Origin of the sequence: Streptomyces asiaticus (genome assembly GCF_018138715.1) — a bacterium.
GTDB lineage: Bacteria > Actinomycetota > Actinomycetes > Streptomycetales > Streptomycetaceae > Streptomyces > Streptomyces asiaticus.
In genome coordinates, this window is sequence record NZ_JAGSHX010000006.1 from 6033180 (window position 1) to 6049772 (window position 16593).

General features: G+C 71.8%; 14 protein-coding genes and 3 pseudogenes. 7 read left to right on the forward strand and 10 right to left on the reverse strand.

Annotated features, from left to right (window positions below; genetic code table 11):
• Positions 1-655: 655 nt before the first annotated feature.
• Both KHP12_RS33375 and snpA read right to left on the reverse strand, forming a co-directional pair.
• Positions 656-868 (reverse strand): hypothetical protein, encoded by a 213-nt coding sequence (locus tag KHP12_RS33375; RefSeq protein WP_086880705.1) that lies wholly within the window; start codon positions 866-868, stop codon positions 656-658.
• A 249-nt stretch (positions 869-1117) separates the two neighbouring features.
• Positions 1118-1783, reverse strand: coding sequence for a snapalysin (snpA, locus tag KHP12_RS33380; protein ID WP_086880706.1), 666 nt, complete (start codon positions 1781-1783; stop codon positions 1118-1120).
• A gap of 293 nt (positions 1784-2076) precedes the next feature.
• Here snpA and KHP12_RS51475 point away from each other — a divergent pair.
• Positions 2077-2922: pseudogene (locus KHP12_RS51475) on the forward strand (LysR family transcriptional regulator); the annotation flags it as partial.
• Positions 2923-3472: 550 nt separating this feature from the next.
• Positions 3473-3982 (forward strand): pyridoxamine 5'-phosphate oxidase family protein, encoded by a 510-nt coding sequence (locus KHP12_RS33390; RefSeq protein WP_208652911.1) that lies wholly within the window; start codon positions 3473-3475, stop codon positions 3980-3982.
• 34 nt (positions 3983-4016) lie between these two features.
• Here the strand turns inward: KHP12_RS33390 and KHP12_RS33395 are convergent.
• Both KHP12_RS33395 and KHP12_RS33400 read right to left on the reverse strand, forming a co-directional pair.
• Positions 4017-4532: pseudogene (locus tag KHP12_RS33395) on the reverse strand (ATP-binding protein); the annotation flags it as partial.
• A 142-nt stretch (positions 4533-4674) separates the two neighbouring features.
• On the reverse strand, positions 4675-5613 hold the full coding sequence (locus KHP12_RS33400) for an NmrA family NAD(P)-binding protein (protein ID WP_211833998.1): 939 nt from the start codon (positions 5611-5613) through the stop codon (positions 4675-4677).
• A 131-nt stretch (positions 5614-5744) separates the two neighbouring features.
• On the opposite strand from KHP12_RS33400, the gene KHP12_RS33405 reads away from it, so the two are divergent.
• Positions 5745-6305 carry a TetR/AcrR family transcriptional regulator gene (locus KHP12_RS33405; protein WP_086880708.1) on the forward strand — a complete coding sequence of 187 codons (561 nt, stop codon included), beginning with the start codon at positions 5745-5747 and terminating at the stop codon, positions 6303-6305.
• Positions 6306-6416: 111 nt separating this feature from the next.
• On the opposite strand, the gene sodN is transcribed toward KHP12_RS33405, so the two are convergent.
• Entirely contained in the window at positions 6417-6812 is a 396-nt protein-coding gene (gene sodN, locus KHP12_RS33410; RefSeq protein WP_086880709.1) for a superoxide dismutase, Ni, read from the reverse strand.
• Positions 6813-7065: 253 nt separating this feature from the next.
• Here sodN and KHP12_RS53490 point away from each other — a divergent pair.
• Positions 7066-7233: pseudogene (locus KHP12_RS53490) on the forward strand (S24 family peptidase); the annotation flags it as partial.
• Between the two features lie 104 nt (positions 7234-7337).
• On the opposite strand, the gene KHP12_RS33420 reads toward KHP12_RS53490, so the two are convergent.
• Complete coding sequence (locus KHP12_RS33420; RefSeq protein ID WP_037965021.1) at positions 7338-7994, reverse strand: CGNR zinc finger domain-containing protein; 657 nt, start codon at positions 7992-7994, stop codon at positions 7338-7340.
• A gap of 118 nt (positions 7995-8112) precedes the next feature.
• On the opposite strand from KHP12_RS33420, the gene KHP12_RS33425 reads away from it, so the two are divergent.
• On the forward strand, positions 8113-8889 hold the full coding sequence (locus KHP12_RS33425; RefSeq protein ID WP_211833999.1) for a class I SAM-dependent methyltransferase: 777 nt from the start codon (positions 8113-8115) through the stop codon (positions 8887-8889).
• Positions 8890-9107: 218 nt separating this feature from the next.
• Here the strand turns inward: KHP12_RS33425 and KHP12_RS33430 are convergent, their stop codons facing one another.
• From KHP12_RS33430 to KHP12_RS33440, 3 genes are read right to left on the reverse strand one after another with little or no spacing between them, the layout of a single operon-like run.
• Positions 9108-9860 carry an amino acid ABC transporter ATP-binding protein gene (locus KHP12_RS33430; RefSeq protein ID WP_037965037.1) on the reverse strand — a complete coding sequence of 251 codons (753 nt, stop codon included), beginning with the start codon at positions 9858-9860 and terminating at the stop codon, positions 9108-9110.
• A gap of 5 nt (positions 9861-9865) precedes the next feature.
• The gene (locus tag KHP12_RS33435; protein ID WP_086880711.1) at positions 9866-10804 is read right to left on the reverse strand and encodes an amino acid ABC transporter permease; all 939 of its coding nucleotides are present in this window, start codon (positions 10802-10804) and stop codon (positions 9866-9868) included.
• Between the two features lie 43 nt (positions 10805-10847).
• Positions 10848-11801: an ABC transporter substrate-binding protein gene (locus tag KHP12_RS33440; RefSeq protein ID WP_086880712.1), complete on the reverse strand. Its 954-nt coding sequence runs from the start codon at positions 11799-11801 to the stop codon at positions 10848-10850.
• A gap of 512 nt (positions 11802-12313) precedes the next feature.
• Here KHP12_RS33440 and KHP12_RS33445 point away from each other — a divergent pair.
• The gene (locus tag KHP12_RS33445; protein WP_138913861.1) at positions 12314-13546 is read left to right on the forward strand and encodes an NAD(P)-dependent malic enzyme; all 1233 of its coding nucleotides are present in this window, start codon (positions 12314-12316) and stop codon (positions 13544-13546) included.
• Positions 13547-13758: 212 nt separating this feature from the next.
• Positions 13759-14721, forward strand: a complete 963-nt coding sequence (locus tag KHP12_RS33450) for a zinc-binding dehydrogenase (RefSeq protein WP_164428199.1) — start codon at positions 13759-13761, stop codon at positions 14719-14721.
• Between the two features lie 211 nt (positions 14722-14932).
• Here KHP12_RS33450 and KHP12_RS33455 read toward each other — a convergent pair whose 3' ends face one another.
• Positions 14933-15676, reverse strand: a complete 744-nt coding sequence (locus tag KHP12_RS33455) for an antibiotic biosynthesis monooxygenase (protein ID WP_086886536.1) — start codon at positions 15674-15676, stop codon at positions 14933-14935.
• Between the last annotated feature and the right edge of the window lie 917 nt (positions 15677-16593).

The following is a 16593-nucleotide window of genomic DNA, read 5'->3' on the forward strand; positions in this document are numbered from 1 at the left end:
GTTCCCCTCCCCGCCCCTTCCCGAAACTGGGGCTCCGCCCCAGACCCCGTGCCGGGGTTCCGCCCCGGGTCCTGTACCGGGGCTTCGCCCCAGGCCCCGGATCGGGGTTCCGCCCCGCGCCCTGTACCGGGGCTCTGCACCGGGTCCTGAACCGGGGTTCCGCCCTTGGGCCCTGTACCGGGGCTCTGCACCGGGTCCTGTACCGGGGCTTCGCCCCAGGCCCCGGATCGGGGTTCCGCCCCGCGCCCTGTACCGGGGCTCTGCACCGGGTCCTGTACCGGGGGTTCCGCCCTGGGCCCTGTACCGGGGCTCTGCTCCGGGTTCCGTGCCGGGGTTCCGCCCTGGGCCCTGTGCCGGGGTTCCGCCCCAGGCCCTGTACCGGGGCTCGGCCCCTTCCCGCTGCATCGCTATGCGGCTCCGCCGCGTGCTGGGGCTCCGCCCCAAGCCTCGGGGGCCAGGGGCGGAGCCCTTGCCGCGCGGCGGAGCCGCAAATGGACGTTGCGGGAAGGGGCGGGGAGGGGAAAACCTCGGTATGCGGCCGCCGGCCGCCGCGTGGTCCGCTGGACGCCCCGCAGGGAGCGCTCGGGGGAAGCAGCGGCGCTCAGACGCGGCTTGCTGAATCAAGCAGGGGCATGGCCGAAGGTGGCGGCCGGGCTCAGGGGCGGCGGTCCTGGGGTGGGGTTGCCCGATGGCCCCGGTGCTGGCGCCCGCGGCCCCAGGCGCGATGGCGGGGCCGTCCGCCGCCCGGCAGGGTCTCGTGGCTCTCGGGGGACATGCGGTTGCCGTTCTGGACATTGGTCCGGTGGATCAGCAGGGCGCCCACGGCGATCAGCGCGAGGATGACGACCACGGTGATCAGGGTCTCCATGGTGCTCACTCCCTGGGACCGGGGCCCACAGCTGGAGGGAATCCGGCCGGTTTGTGCGAAATGCTCCTGGTGTCTATACGGTACCTCCGGCCGGAGGTGGCGTCGCTTCCCGTGTGCGGCGGCCCCGGAGGCCGCGTGCGCCGATACCGCGTCCGCACACGCCGAGCGCCCGCACCCGGCGTCGGGAACCGGGTGCGGGCGGTCAGGCCCTGATCCAGCGGATCAGTGGGTTCGGCGGGCTCAGTGGCCTCAGTGGCTCTTGGCCAGCTGCTTCTCGAGCTTGGCCAGGCCATTGGCCCAGAGCTGGTTGACGCGGTTGATCTCGGCCTGGTTCGGCTGCGAGTTGGTGCAGGACGTGCCGGGGCCGCCACCGGACATCAGCTCGCTGCACGGACCCGAGTAGTGGTCCGGAAGCCCCAGCACATGGCCGGTCTCGTGCGCGGTGACCCGGGTCGAGTCGTACTGCTGGTTCTGGGCGTAGTCCAGGAAGACATAGCCGCTGCCGTGCCCGTCGGTGCTCGCGTACGAGCCCCGGGGGTCATTGCCCTCGCGGTAGGTGAAGTCCGGGCTGCCGCCCTCCTGGAGCTTCACGTTTCTCACCGCGGAGTTCCAGATCTGGGTGGAGCGGGCTATCACCGACTTGAAGGTCGGGGCCTGGCTCGCGCTGTAGGTCACGGTGACGGCCGCCGTCGCACTGCGCGCCTTCGCCCGCTTCTCCAGCGCCGACTTCATGACGGCCTTGATGAAGGCGTCGGTGTCGGCCCGCTCCTCGCCGCTCGCCGTGTAGGCGGCGGCCGCGGCACCGCGCTGGGTCGTGGAGTGGTCGGGCGTGGCCGCGGACGCGGGCATGGCGGACAGGGACACCGCCAGGCCGAGGCCGATGGTCGCGGACAGCGCCAGCTTGGGGAGTGACATGTGGGGGACTCCTCATCGTCCTCGGGCCCCGGTCGCCGTGTGGGGTGGCGGCCGGGGCCGTGGGATGAACTCTTGGCTGACGCAGAGTCTTGAGGAGAACCGGCCGCACGCGGAGATATCAACCGGTGATAGGACGAGGGCATATCCCCCGGCCGGGCGTTCAGGGCCCCGCCGATGACCGGCGTTTGACACCCCGTTGACCCGTGTTTGGCCACCGATTGATCGATTCCGGTACGGGTTGGCGGGATTTCAGAGTCTGGTGTGACGGACAAGTGCGCAGTTATGCTCCCGCCGTGGAGCTCGAGGTGAGGCACCTCCGTGCACTGTGCGCCATAGCCGACACCGGCAGCCTACGGAAGGCGGCGCGGCAACTGGGCATGACCCAGCCGTCCTTGACGACCCAGCTCCGGCGGATCGAGAACACCATCGGCGGCCGGCTGTTCTCGCGGGAGGTCACCGGCAGTCGGCCGACCCCGCTGGGGCGGTCCGTGCTGTGCCGCGCCCGGTCGATCGTGGCCGAGATGAACGCCCTCGTCGACGAGGTCCGGCTGGAGGCGGGGCAGACCGCAGACGCCCGGCTGCGCATCGGCAGCACGGGCAGCCGGGCCGTGGTCGGCTGGCTGCGCAGGCTCCGCGCCCGCTATCCGGACGCGGACACCACCATCCACATCGACGTCTCCGCCAACGCGCTGCTTCAGATGGTCGCCGCGAACCAGCTGGACGTCGCCTTCGTCCACGAGGTCGAGGGCGCGCCGCTGCGGGTGCCCGAGGGCGTGGAGCGCCGGGTGCTCGTGGAGCGGGAGCCGCAGTTCGTGGCGCTGGCCGAAACCCATCCGGCCGCCGCGCGGCCCGTGGTGCTGCTCGCCGACCTCGCCGCCGACCAGTGGATGGTGGACCCCAGTGTGGACGGCGAGGGCCCCGGGCTGCGCAGGGTGCTGGCTGCCGCGGGGCTCAATCCGAGGGTGGTCTACGGGGACTATCTGACCGCCGCCGACCTGGTCGCCTCGGGCGAGGTGGTCACCCCCTGCCAGCCCACCGCGCGGTCCCGCCAGGGCGTGGCGGTCCGCCCGCTGCACGGGGATCCGCTGACGGTCCGGCTGTTCCTGGCCTCGCGGGCGGTCCCGGCGGCGGCCCGTAGCGGCGCTGACGGATCCGCTCCGGGCGCGGTGGCCCGTACCGGTGGCACCGAACTCGTCCCGGACGCGGTGGCCCGTACCGGTGCCGCCGAACCCGTCCTGGACGCGGTGGCCGGTGTGCCCATCGGCGTCGACGCCACGGCGCCCGGTGTGCCCATCGGCGTCGACGCCACGGCGCCCGGTGCCCCCATCGGCGTCGACGCCCCGGCGTCCGGTGCGTCCCTCGACGTGGACGCCCTCTTCGGCGACCTGGCGGACGCGTACTTCGAGATCGCCTGGGCGAGCGTCGCGTACCGCCAGTGGCTGGTCCGCAACGAGAGCCCGCTGCTGCGCTTCCAGGAGTCCCCGACCCCCGACGAGCTCGACATCCTGGGGCTCGCCGGTCCCGCCGAGGTCTCGTAGCCCCGAACTCGTAGCCCCGAACGCGTAGTCCCGAACGCGTAGTCCCGAACTCGTAACCCCGAAGGTGTGGCGAGCGATGACTTTCGCTCCGCCGGGCGGTCCAAGCACACGGGACCGCACCGGACCGCCACGCCATGCGAGGAGCGAGCAGATGATCACCGAGCACGAACCGCAGACCGCGCTGGACACCCGTTTCAGCAGCCCGGACGCCACCGCCACCGCCTGGCCGGAGGGGCGTGCGGGGCTGGCGGCCGCGGAGCTCTACTGGCTGTCCACGGTCCGCCGGGACGGTCGCCCCCACGTCACCCCGCTGGTCGCCGTCTGGCTCGACGGCGCGCTCTGCTTCTGCACCGGCCCCACTGAACAGAAGGCCCGCAACCTCGCGCACAATCCGCGCTGCGTCCTCACCACGGGTGCGGGCGTGCTGCGCGAGGGTCTCGACCTGGTGGTCGAGGGCACGGCCGAGCCGGTGCGGGATGACGCCACGCTGCGGCGGATCGCCGCGGCGTACGTGGAGAAGTACGGCGAGGAGTGGACCTTCGAGGTGCGCGACGGCGCCGTCCACCACGAGAGCCATGAGGCCCTGGTCTACCGGGTCGCCCCGGCCACCGCGTTCGGCTTCCGCAAGGGCGAGTACGGCCAGACGCGCTGGCGCTTCTGACGTCCACGGTCGCTCCCCCGCCGCCCCGGGCCGTTCAGTCCAGTCGGTCCAGGCCGAGCAGGTCGCCGGGCAGCCCCACCGGCAGCGTCTGCTCCGACCAGATCGTCTTGCCCTCGGCGGTCTGGCGGCTTCCCCAGCGCTGGCTGAGCCGCGCGACCAGCAGCAGCCCGCGGCCGCCCCCGTCGAAGGTGCGGGCGCGGCGCATATGCGGGGCGGTGCTGGAGGAGTCGGTGACCTCGCAGATCAGCGAGTGGTCATGGATCAGCCGCAGCTGGATGGGCGGGACGGCGTGCCGGATGGCGTTGGTGACCAGCTCGCTGACGACCAGCTCGGTGGTGAAGACGGCCTCGTCGAGCCCCCATTCGGTCAGCCGCTGCGTCACGTTCCGGCGGAACCGCGCCACCCACGCCGGGTCGGCGGGCACGTCCCAGGTGGCCACGTGCGCCGCGTCCAGGGCGCGGGTGCGGGCGAGCAGCAGCGCGACGTCGTCCAGCACGCCCTCGCAGGTGCCGCTCAGGGAGCCGCAGGGGTGGGCGAGCGCGTCGGCCAGCAGCAGAGCACTTCATCCTCGCCATCCCTCCGGGGACGGCACCGGGTCCGTCCACCAGGGCTCCCTTCCAGCCTGGTCCACTCCGGTCCGGGCATCAACCACAGCCGGGAGCCCGGAGCGGACGCTTTGGGGCACGCGGGGGTCAGACCACCGCGGGCCGCGCGGGCCGCAGATGGCGCCCGGCCCATTCGGCGAAGCCGGTGAGCGGGAGGCCGAGGGCCCGCGCGAACTCGGGGCGGGCGGGCTGGCCGACCGCGTTCAGCCACCCGTGCCCGAGGCCCCACTGCGGCATCCCGGCGGCGAGCGCCTCGTCCACGGTCATGGACGGGGCGGTCACTTCGGCGCCCGTGACCTCGGAGAGGACCTCGGCGACCCGGGTCATGGTCATGTGGTCGCCCGCCAGTTCCAGCTCGACCTCATGGAACCGCTCGGGCTCCGCGATGGCCGCGGCCGCCGCCGTACCGATGTCGGCGACGGCGATGAGGGAGAGCTCGGTGCCGGGCTCGAGGATGGTGGCCAGGCCGCCCTCGGGGCCGTTCGGGAGCAGGGACAGGAAGTTCTCCATGAAGAAGGCGGGCTTGAGGAGCGTCCAGTGGCGGAAACCCGCCTCCCGGATCCGGTCCTGGAGGCCGCTCTTGGTCGCGAAGTAGTGCTCCATCGCCGCCCAGCGGCCCTCCGCCCAGCCGGGCGCGGTGTGGTGCTGCCCGGCGCCCGAGACGGAGGTGTGCACGAACTGTGCCACCCCCGCGTCCCGCGCGGCCTCGATCAGGTTGCGCCCCTGGATCCACTCGGAGTCGCCCTGGAGATCGTTCATATCGGGCATCTGGATCGAGAAGACGGCACGCGCCCCCTCGGCGGCCCGCCGCACCGAGTCGAGATCGAGCAGATCGCCGCCGACCAGCTCGGCACCGAGCGCCGCCACGGCCTTGGCCCGCTCGCCGGCCGGATCGCGGACCAGGGCCCGCACGGGAACGCCCGCCGAGAGCAGGGCACGGGCGGTGGCGCCGCCCTGCTGTCCGGTGGCACCGGTGACGAGGACGGGGGCGGAGGTCGTGGCGGACGTCGGGGATTCCACGGTCATGCTGCTGCTCCTCGGGCAGAAGGTATCGACTGATCGGCAAGTCGACTGAGAACACTAAACGGCGGGCCCCGCCACTTATGACTCGGTACGATACGGAGGCCCCCGCCACTTAGCAACCCGGAGGTGACGCCATGCCCGCCCAGCGCGCGGACGCCCGGCGCAACTACGCGCGCATCCTCGCCGTCGCCGAAGAGGAGGTCGCCGCACGCGGCGCCGACGCCTCCCTGGAACAGATCGCCCGCACCGCCGGAGTCGGCTCGGCCACCGTGCGCCGCCACTTCCCCACCCGGCGGGCCCTGCTGGAAGCGGTCTTCCGCGAGCGCATCGAATCCCTGGCCGCCCGCGCCCGCGAACTCGCGGAGGCGGACGACGTACGGGCCGCCCTGCTCGACTGGCTGGGCGCGCTCACCGTCTACTCCGCAACGGTCCAGGGTCTGGCCACCGCGCTCCTACGGGACGGCGAACTCGACCCGGAGCACGCGAACCCCTGCGTGAACACCCTCGCCGAGGCGGGCGAACCCCTGCTGCGACGAGCCGAACGGGCCGGTGCGGTGGCCCCCGGCGTGACCCCGGTCGACCTGGTCACCCTGATCGCCGGCATCGCCCTGACCACTCAGCACCACCCCGACCCCGCCACCGAGGCGACCCGGCTGCTGCACTTGACCGTGGCGGGCATCAGCCCGCGGGGGTGAGGCGAGGCGCCAATCCCGGTGCCCGGCAAGGGCATTCAGGGCAAAGAAGACCGCACCCGGGCCACTCGGGGCGGCTCGGGTGCGGTCTCGTGGTGCTAAGAGAGGGCCGGGTCAGCCCTTCTTGGTCTCCCAGAAGATCTTGTCGATCTGGGCGATGTAGTCCAGGGCCTTCTGCCCCGTGGCCGGGTCGGTCGAGCCCTTGGCCGCGCTCAGGGCCTTGAGGGCGTCGTTGACCAGCTGGTGCAGCTCGGGGTACTTCTCAAAGTGCGGGGGCTTGAAGTAGTCGCTCCACAGCACCGAGACATGGTGCTTTGCGAGCTCCGCGCGCTCCTCCTTGATGGTGGTGGCACGAGCGCGGAAGTGCGGGTCCTCGTTGGCCTGGTACTTCTCCTGGATGGCCTTGACGGACTCGGCTTCGATGCGGGCCTGGGCCGGGTCGTACACACCGCAGGGCAGGTCGCAGTGGGCGCTGACCTGAACCTTGGGGGCGAACAGGCGGGAGAGCATAGAGCTGTCCTTCCATTCGTGATCGTCTTCTCAGGTGCGAGATTACTCCGTGGGGGAAGCCTTTTCTCGGGTGCCCCGGGGGGCTTAGGTCAAAAGTCCAGTGCAAGGCTGGGATGCCTGGGATCGTGATGGGTGCAGGGTGAGGACCGGAGGTGCCGTGATGCGGGAGCAGCAGGGCGATCGCGGGCAGGAGTCGGACCGCGACCAGCGCGGGCTGCTGCGGATCGGGCTCGCGGAGGTGTACAACCCGTCGATGCAGCCGACGCTGTACCCCGGCGACCAGTTGGTGGTGCGCTACGGCGCGCCCGTACGGCCGGGGGACGTGGTGGTTCTGCGCCATCCGTTCCGGCAGGATCTGCTGATCGTCAAGCGCGCGGTGGAGCGGCGCGAGGGCGGCTGGTGGGTCAGGGGCGACAACCCGTACGTGGAGAACGACAGCCGGGAGTTCGGCGTCGTGCCGGACGAGCTGGTGGTGGCCCGGGCCTGGGTGCGGCTGCGGCCGCTGCGGGGCGCCGGGCGCGGTGGTCAGCGGTCGATGGCCGGGCTGGTCTCCTGGGCGGTGTCCGCCGTACGGCCGGTGGGCTCGCGGTCCTGGTGGCGGCTGCGCTCGGCGCCGGCCGTCCGCTCGGCGTCCAGGCGTTTGCGGGCGCGGTAGGCGGCCACATTGGCGCGGGTGGCGCAGCGGTCGGAGCAGTAGCGCCGGGAACGATTTGTCGATGTGTCGAGATAGGCGTTGCGGCAGGGTGACGCCTCACAGATGCCCAGCCGGTCGGCGCCCAGCTCGGTGAGGTGGAAGGCCAGCCCCATCGAGGCGGTCGCGGCGTATCCGGCGCCCGCGTTGGCGGCGTAGTCCGCGATGTGCATATGCCACTTGGGGCGGCCGTCCTCGTCGCGGAGCTCATGGCCGGAGATCTGCGGACTCACCGGGAACTCGATGAGCAGCGCGTTCAGCAGGTCCACCGCCAGTACCTCGTCGCCGCCCGCCGCCGCCTCGAAGACCGCGCGCAGCCGGGCCCTGACCGACCTCAGCCGGGTGACATCCGCGTCGGTCGTCCGCCGGGCCTGACTCTCCCCGAAGAGCGCCCGTACGGCCTCCACCGAGGTCAGGGTGTCGGTGCCGCGGCTCGGCTCCTCGCTGTTGACCAGGCGCACGGCGAGATCCGAGTAATAAGCCAGTTCCACTTGTGGTCCTTACGAACGGCGGTCTAGGGTCACATCAGGTCAGGTAAGAGGCGTTCTGCCTACGAGGGTATTACGGGCGGCTGCGCCGAGACGATGACGCATGGCTTGGAGGGGCTCGATGACGGACACCGTCGCCGTGGCGGACTGGCAGGCGTGGCAGCGGAGCTGGGACCGGCAGCAGGAGTGGTACCTCCCCGATCGTGAGGAACGGTTCCGGGTGATGCTCGACGCGGTCGAGGCCGTCGTCGGCCCGGAGCCCCGGATCCTCGACCTGGCGTGTGGCACGGGCAGTATCTCGGACCGGGCGCTGCGCCGGTTCCCGGGCGCCACCAGCACCGGCGTCGACCTCGACCCCGCGCTCCTGACGATCGCCCGCGGCCACTTCGCCGCCGAGCCGCGCGCCGAGTTCGTGACCGCCGATCTGCGCGACCCGGCGTGGACCGAGCGGCTGCCGCACCGTGCGTACGACGCCGTCCTGACCGCCACGGCGCTCCACTGGCTGCGCTCGGACGAGCTGCGGGTGCTGTACGGGCAGGTCGCGGGCGTGGTGCGGGAGGGCGGGGTGTTCCTCAACGCCGACCACATGCCCGATCCGGAGACGCCCCGGCTCAACGCGGCCGACCACGCGTACCAGAAGGCGCGGCAGGCGCGGGCCAGGGCCGAGGGCACCCAGGACTGGGTGGACTGGTGGCAGACCGCCGCGCGGGACGAAGTGTTGGCGGGGCCGGTCGCCGAGCGGTTCTCGATCTTCGGCGATCCGGCGGACGGCGACCACGCGGACGGTGAGACGCAGCCCGTCGCCTGGCATGCCGGGGCACTGCGCGCGGCGGGCTTCGGGGAGGCGCGGGCCGTCTGGTGCTCGCCCTCGGACGCGATGGTGCTCGGGCTGAAGTGATCCCGGGGCGGAGTGCGCGAGGGCGGTACGGCCATCGGCCCGTACCGCCCTCACACATGTGCCGCGCCTAAGCGCTCCGCTGGAAGTGCCCTGACCTGCCGTCGATCGTCCGCGGCGCCGTCGTGGCTGGTCGCGCCCGCGCGGCGGAGCCGCATGTCGACACGGCCCCGCGCCCCTTCGGGGCGCCACCGAACCCCAGCCGAATTCCGCCGATCCGGTTACAGCACCTTGGACAGGAACGACTTCGTCCGCTCGTGCCGCGGATTGGTCAGCACCTCCCGCGGATGCCCGGACTCCACCACCACGCCGTCGTCCATGAAGACGACCGAGTCCCCGACCTCGCGCGCGAAGCCCATCTCATGCGTCACGACGATCATCGTCATGCCGTCCTCCGCGAGCCCGCGCATCACATCGAGCACATCGCCGACCAGCTCCGGGTCGAGCGCCGAGGTGGGCTCGTCGAAGAGCATCAGCTTCGGCTCCATCGCCAGCGCCCGCGCGATCGCCACGCGCTGCTGCTGGCCGCCGGAGAGCTGGGAGGGGTAGTTGGCCGCCTTGTCGGCGAGGCCCACTCGGTCCAGCAGCTTCAGCGCGCGCTCCCGGGCCACCGCCTTGGACTCCCGCTTGACCTGGACCGGCGCCTCGATCACGTTCTCCAGCGCGGTCATGTGCGGGAAGAGGTTGAAACGCTGGAACACCATGCCGATGTCGCGCCGCTTCTCGGCGACCTCGCGGTCCTTGAGCTCGTAGAGCTTGTCGCCCTTCTGGCGGTAGCCGACCAGATCGCCGTCCACGTACAGCCGCCCGGAGTTGATCTTCTCCAGGTGGTTGATGCAGCGCAGGAAGGTGGACTTGCCGGAGCCGGACGGGCCGATCAGGCAGAACACCTCACGCGGGGCGACCTCGAGGTCGATGCCCTTGAGGACCTGAACCGGGCCGAAGGACTTGTGGACGCCCTCGGCCTTCACCATGGCGGTCATGCGCCGACACCTCCGGAGCGGTTGCTGAAGGAGAGGAGATTGGCCCGGACCCGCTGGAGCGGGGTGGCCGGGAGGCTACGGCTCGAGCCGCGCGCGTAGTACCGCTCCAGGTAGTACTGGCCGACGCTGAGCACGGAGGTGAGGATCAGGTACCAGGCGGCCGCCAGGAAGAGCATCTCCGCCGTGGCGCCGGAGTTCTGCCCGACCTCGGAGGTGGCCTGGAGCAGGTCCCAGTACTGCACCGCGATCACCAGCGAGGTGGTCTTGAGCATGTTGATGAACTCATTGCCGGTCGGTGGCACGATCACCCGCATCGCCTGCGGCAGCACCACCCGGCGCAGCGTCTTGGCGTGGCTCATGCCGAGCGCCTGGGCGGCCTCGGACTGGCCCTCGTCGACCGACTGGATGCCCGCCCGGCAGATCTCGGCCATGTACGCGGCCTCGTTCAGGCCCAGGCCCAGCAGGGCGGCCAGGAACGGGGTCATGAAGTCCGACCACTCGTCCTTGTAGATCGGCATGATGTTGATGTAGTCGAACACCAGGCCGAGGTTGAACCAGACCAGCAGCTGCACATAGACCGGGGTGCCGCGGAAGAACCAGATGTAGCCCCAGGCGATGGAGGCGGTCACCGGGTTCTTCGACAGCCGCATCACCGCGAGGATGACGCCGAGGGCCACGCCGAGCACCATCGAGAGGATGGTGATCCAGACGGTGTTGCGAACGCCCCTGAGGACCTCGCCGTCGAAGAAGTAGTCCGGGATGGCGTTCCAGTTGACGTCACCGCGGGCGAAGGCGGAGATCAGCAGCGCGATCAGGGCGATGGCGATGATCGCGGCGACCCAGCGGCCGTAGTGCCGCACCGGGATGGCCTTGATGCTCTCCGGCGCCGGCGGCGGGACGTCGACCGGCCCCGCCTTTTCGATCTTAGTAGTCACGGATGGTGCCTTTCAGCGCGAGCGCGGACGGGGGAGGGCCGGATCACTTGCCGCCGTTGATGATGGCCTTGGTGACCGCGCCGTCCTTGACGCCCCACTTCGCGATGATCTTGTCGTATTCGCCGTTCGCGATGATCAGGGCGAGGGCCTGCTTGAGGGCATCGCGCAGCTGGGTGTTCTTCTTGGCGACGGCGATGCCGTACGGGGCCGCCTCCACCTGATCGCCGACGAGCTCGAAGTCCTTGCCGCCGCCGGAGGTCTTCACCGCGTACGCGGCGACCGGGAAGTCGCTGGAGCCGGCGGCGGCGCCACCGCCGCGCAGCCGGGTCTGGGCCTCGGTGTCATTGCCGAACGCCTCGACCGAGATCTTGCCCTTGCCCTTCTTCTGGCAGGTCTTCGACTGGGACTTGGCCAGGTCGTGGGAGACCGTGCCGCGCTGCACGACGATCTTCTTGCCGCACAGGTCGTCCCAGGTCTTGATGCCCGAGTTGGCGCCCTTCTTGGTGTAGATCGAGACACCCGCGGTGAAGTAGTCGACGAAGTCGACGCCCTCGCCCGCCTTCTTGCCGGTGTCCGGGTCGACACCCTCCTGGCGGCCCTTGTTGTCGGTCATGGCCGACATGGCGATGTCGTAGCGCTTGGAGCGCAGACCCGAGAGCAGGGTGTCGAAGGTGCCGTTGTTGAACTCGAACTTCACCCCGAGCTGCTTGCCGAGGGCGTCGGCGACATCCGGGTCGATGCCCATGACCTGGCCGTTCTTCTTGAACTCGACCGGCGGGTAGTTGATGTCCGAGCCCACCTTGATCACCTTGGAGCTCTGGATCTCCTTGGGCAGCTGGTTGAACAGCGGGGCGGAGTTGCTGTTGGACCCGCCCGTGGCCTTGTCGGTCTGATCGCCGCAGCCCGTCAGCAGCAGGGCACCTACCACCGCTATCGCGCCGACGGGGGCCATCCGGGACTTCAGGGTGGCCCCACGGGGCGTGAAGCTGGCGGTCATGCTGATTCCTCCGGCAGGGTGAGGGGGCGAGATCTGGGGAACACGTTTGTGGGTGCCGCGATCTCGTGTGATTGGGGCATCTTGTCATCGCACGGGCCCGTACGGGCCGCTGGCCATGTCAAAATCGGATAACGGGCGATCCCCGTGGTGCACAACCGGACAGCGGTACCGGCCCGACAGTGGCGGCCGGTGACGCGGGGCAGGCTCATGATCATGCGGGGAACGGCGCGTGACGGTGGCGTGGACTTTCCCTAGAGCTTTGCCCGCCTTCAGGCGTAATGGCTGGTTTTCCGGCGTCATGGCACCAGAACTCGTTCGTCCCTCGACGCGCGCTTCAGGTAGAACAGACGGCTACACCCCTCACCCGGGGCTCAGGGCGCGTGTGCGACGCGCCCGGCGTTCGTACCCACACCCATGCGGTGGTCATCCGCTGAATGGGACGACGCGGTGCCCGCCCGCTCCGAACCTGGGGCGGATACCCTCGACAGAAAAACGACAAAGGGGTCAAAACAGTGGCAGCGGAGATGGTCAATCCTCGCAGCGACAGCACAAGCGGCAGCGGCGAAGGAGCTGAAGGCGTGACCGACGGGGAGCCCTTCGATCCGGCGTTCGCCCTGCACCGCGGCGGCAAGATGGCCGTCCAGGCGACCGTGCCGGTGCGCGACCGGGACGATCTGTCCCTCGCGTACACACCGGGCGTGGCCAAGGTGTGCAGCGCGATCGCCGAGCAGCCCGAGCTCGTCCATGACTACACCTGGAAGTCCCAGGTCGTGGCCGTGGTGACGGACGGCAGCGCGGTGCTGGGGCTCGGCGACATCGGTCCGGAGGCGTCCCTTCCGGTGATGGAGGGCAAGGCGATCCTCTTCAAGCAGTTCGGCGGTGTGGACGCGGTGCCGATCGCGCTCGACTGCCGGGACGTGGACGAGATCGTGGAGACCGTCGCCCGGTTCGCGCCCTCGTTCGGCGGCGTCAATCTGGAGGACATCTCCGCGCCCCGCTGCTTCGAGATCGAGCGCAAGCTCCAGGAGCGGGTCGACATCCCGATCTTCCACGACGACCAGCACGGCACGGCGGTGGTCACCCTCGCCGCGCTGCGCAACGCCGCCAAGCTGACGAACCGCGCGCTGGGCCAGCTGCGCGCCGTCATCTCCGGGGCGGGCGCCGCCGGTGTGGCCATCGCCCGGATCCTCACCGAGGCGGGCATCGGCGATGTGGCGGTGTGCGACCGCAAGGGCGTCGTCTCGCCGGACCGCGAGGACCTCACCGACGTCAAGCGCGAGCTGGCCGGCTTCACCAACAAGGCCGGACTCACCGGGTCCCTGGAGGCCGCGCTGGACGGCGCCGACGTCTTCATCGGCGTCAGCGGCGGCACGGTGCCGCAGGACGCGGTGGCCAAGATGGCGCCGGACGCCTTCATCTTCGCGATGGCCAACCCCAACCCGGAGATCCACCCGGACGTCGCCCACCAGTACGCGTCCGTGGTCGCCACCGGGCGCAGCGACTTCCCGAACCAGATCAACAACGTCCTCGCCTTCCCCGGCATCTTCGCGGGCGCCCTCCAGGTCCGGGCCTCCCGGATCACCGAGGGCATGAAGCTCGCGGCCGCCGAGGCGCTGGCCGCCGTGGTGGCCGACGAGCTCAGCGCGGACAAGGTCATCCCCTCGCCGTTCGACGAGCGGGTCGCCCCCGCTGTGACCGCGGCCGTCGCCGCGGCCGCCCGCGCGGAGGGCGTCGCCCGCCGCTGACGCCCCGCCCGCCCGCCCCGCCAGGGGCCCGGGTGGCGTTCGCTGACGGCCAGGTGCGTTTACGGGCCGGGCCGCCCCTCAGCCGGAGGGGCGGCCCGGCCCGTGCGCTGTCCGGCCCGTGCGCTGTCCGGCGGGCGAGCTGCCCGGCGGGCGAGCGGGGTCACACCGTGGTGCGGTTCCGTGGGGTCGCCCCGCGGCCTAAGGTCGGGATCATGTTCGCTGCCTATGCCGCACGTATCGACCGTGACCAGCCGCTGAGCGGCCTCGAACTGGGGGAGCGCCCCGAGCCGGAGGCCCGGCCGGGCTGGACCACCGTGAACGTCAAGGCCGCCTCGCTCAACCACCACGACCTGTGGTCGCTGCGCGGTGTGGGCCTCGGCGAGGAGTCGCTTCCGATGATCCTCGGCTGTGACGCGGCCGGGATCGACGAGGACGGCAACGAGGTCGTCCTCCACTCCGTCATCGGCCAGAGCGGACACGGCGTCGGCCCGAAGGAGCCCCGCTCCATCCTCACCGAGCGCTACCAGGGCACCTTCGCCGAGAAGGTGACCGTCCCCAGCTGGAATGTGCTGCCCAAGCCCAAGGAGCTCTCCTTCGAGGAGGCCGCCTGTCTGCCCACGGCCTGGCTGACCGCGTACCGCATGCTGTTCACCAACGCGGGGGTGCGCCCCGGCGACAGCGTCCTGGTCCAGGGCGCCGGGGGCGGTGTGGCCACCGCCGCGATCGTGCTGGGCGCGGCCGCCGGGCTGCGGGTGCTGGCCACCAGCCGTGACGAGGCCAAGCGGGCCCGCGCCGTCGAGCTGGGCGCCGAGGGCGCGTACGAGCCGGGGGAGCGGCTGCCGCGCCGGGTGGACGCCGTGATCGAGACGGTGGGCGCCGCGACCTGGTCGCATTCGGTCAAGTCCCTCAAGCCCGGCGGCACCCTGGTGATTTCGGGCGCCACCAGCGGCCCCAACCCGAAGGCCGCCGAGCTCAACCGGATCTTCTTCCTGGAGCTGAAGGTCGTCGGCTCCACGATGGGCGGGAAGGACGAGCTGGAGGACCTGCTGAGCTTCTGCGCCGCGCGCGGGGTACGGCCGGTGATCGATTCGGTGCTGCCGCTGGACCGGGCCCGCGAGGGGTTCGAGAAGATGGCGGGCGGCGATCTCTTCGGCAAGGTCGTACTGACGGTCTGAGTCGTGCCGGCGGTCTGAGTCGTGCCGGCGGTCTGAGCCGCGCCGGCGGTCTGAGTCGTACTGGCGGTCTGAGTCGTGCCGACGGTCTGAATATCACGGCGGCATATTCCTGGGCGTTGTGCGGATCCCCGGCCGTTGCGCGGGCCGGGGATTCGCGGAGTAATGCGGGCGGCTGCCGACCGTCACGCTCCGGTGAATTCCCGGAATTCCGTTACGACGCCGACGGCCGTACGAAGCTCCGCCGGAAGCGATAGGAGCGGGACGAGGCATCCACCCGGGCGGGGAAGTCGAGCACCCGGTCCCAGGCGGACGAGCCGCCGCCGCGCGGCCCGTCGGCCGCCAGCGCCGCCTCGTACGCCTCCACGTCGGTCCAGCGGGCGTAGTTGAGCACCCGGGCCCGGTCGGTGGACAGATGGCGCTCGCCGTCGGCGATCAGATGGAAGTCGGCGGAGAGCAGGCCCGGGTCGGGCTCGCGCTCCAGGGCCTCGATGACCAGATCCACCCAGGACCGGCGGACCTGGGGATCGGGGTCGTTGAAGTCGATCTCGACCACGACGAACAGCCCGGGGTCCGTCGTGGCGCCCTGGTCGGCGGCCGGTGCCTGGAAGCCGCGGTAGTGACGGTAGTAGGCGAGGCCGAGCCGCTTGATGTCCGGGACCGCGGCGTCGATCGCGTCGTTGCGCTGCTGGCGCTGAGTCCGGAAGAAGGCGTGGTACGCGGCCTCGTCGGCCCACTGGGAGTGGTGCATCAGCGTATCGCCGTCCGTGCCCTCGTAGAGGTTGTACGAGAGCAGCTCGGGCGCCGGCCAGGGGCGGCTGTCCCAGGCGGCGGCGATGGCGTCGACCGCGGCCCGCTGCCGTTCCGGTGTGCCGACGCTCCAGGTGCTGAACAGCGCGGCGCCCACATCGGGCCGGGTGAGGTCGGGCAGCGGTCCGGGGCTGGTCGGGGCGGACATGGCGGGCTCCTTGCGGTTGGCGACGTCGGAACGCCGGGCAGGCCGGGGGAGAGGGCATCGGGGCCGGAGGGGCGCGCTCCCCCGTGGTGCGCCCCTCCGACCCCGATCCTGAAACTTCAACCGCGGTTCAGGTCAAGCGGCCAGGGGCGCGGGGATGTGCCGATATACGGCTCCGCATACCGGCTCCGCATACGGCTCCGCCGCGTGGGCGCGACCAGCCACGACGGCGCCGCATCGGTGCTTTCCCCTCCCCGCCCCTTCCCGTTACCAGGGGCTTCGCCCCTGGACCCCGGATCCCGGACCCCGGGCGCCGGACCCCGGGCGCCGGACCTCTGGGCGCCGGGCCCCGGACCTTGGGCGCCGGGCCCCGGGCCCCGGGCCCCGGGCCCTGGACCTCGGGCGCCGGACCTTGGGCGCCGGACCCCGGGCCCCGGGCCCTGGACCTCGGGCGCCGGACCTCTGGGCGCCGGGCCCTGGACCCCGGGCTCCGGACCTTGGGCCCCGGACCCCGACCTCAGGCCCCCGGCCCCCGGACCTCAGGCCCCCGGGCGGCGGACCCCGGACCCCGGAGCCCCGGCTCCGGACCTTGGGCTGCGGACCTCGGGCCCCCGGACCTCAGGCCCCCGGACCTCGGGCCCCGGGCCCTGGACCTCGGGCGCCGGACCTTGGGCGCCGGACCCCGGGCCCCGGGCCCTGGACCTCGGGCGCCGGACCTCTGGGCGCCGGGCCCTGGACCCCGGGCTCCGGACCTTGGGCCCCGGACCCCGACCTCAGGCCCCCGGCCCCCGGACCTCAGGCCCCCGGGCGGCGGACCCCGGACCCCGGAGCCCCGGCTCCGGACCTTGGGCTGCGGACCTCGGGCCCCCGGACCTCGGGCCCCCGGACCTCGGGCCCCCGGACCTCGGGCCCCCGGACCT

What these genes read in the sequence shown, in the direction of transcription:
- KHP12_RS33400 (WP_211833998.1), bottom strand. Translation starts at nt 5,613, where the DNA reads ATGACCGTGGAATCCCCGACGTCCGCCACGACCTCCGCCCCCGTCCTC.
- KHP12_RS33455 (WP_086886536.1), bottom strand. Translation starts at nt 15,676, where the DNA reads ATGTCCGCCCCGACCAGCCCCGGACCGCTGCCCGACCTCACCCGGCCC.
- KHP12_RS33390 (WP_208652911.1), top strand. Translation starts at nt 3,473, where the DNA reads ATGATCACCGAGCACGAACCGCAGACCGCGCTGGACACCCGTTTCAGC.
- KHP12_RS33430 (WP_037965037.1), bottom strand. Translation starts at nt 9,860, where the DNA reads ATGGTGAAGGCCGAGGGCGTCCACAAGTCCTTCGGCCCGGTTCAGGTC.
- KHP12_RS33405 (WP_086880708.1), top strand. Translation starts at nt 5,745, where the DNA reads ATGCCCGCCCAGCGCGCGGACGCCCGGCGCAACTACGCGCGCATCCTC.
- KHP12_RS33450 (WP_164428199.1), top strand. Translation starts at nt 13,759, where the DNA reads ATGTTCGCTGCCTATGCCGCACGTATCGACCGTGACCAGCCGCTGAGC.
- KHP12_RS33375 (WP_086880705.1), bottom strand. Translation starts at nt 868, where the DNA reads ATGGAGACCCTGATCACCGTGGTCGTCATCCTCGCGCTGATCGCCGTG.
- snpA (WP_086880706.1), bottom strand. Translation starts at nt 1,783, where the DNA reads ATGTCACTCCCCAAGCTGGCGCTGTCCGCGACCATCGGCCTCGGCCTG.
- KHP12_RS33425 (WP_211833999.1), top strand. Translation starts at nt 8,113, where the DNA reads ATGACGGACACCGTCGCCGTGGCGGACTGGCAGGCGTGGCAGCGGAGC.
- KHP12_RS33440 (WP_086880712.1), bottom strand. Translation starts at nt 11,801, where the DNA reads ATGACCGCCAGCTTCACGCCCCGTGGGGCCACCCTGAAGTCCCGGATG.
- sodN (WP_086880709.1), bottom strand. Translation starts at nt 6,812, where the DNA reads ATGCTCTCCCGCCTGTTCGCCCCCAAGGTTCAGGTCAGCGCCCACTGC.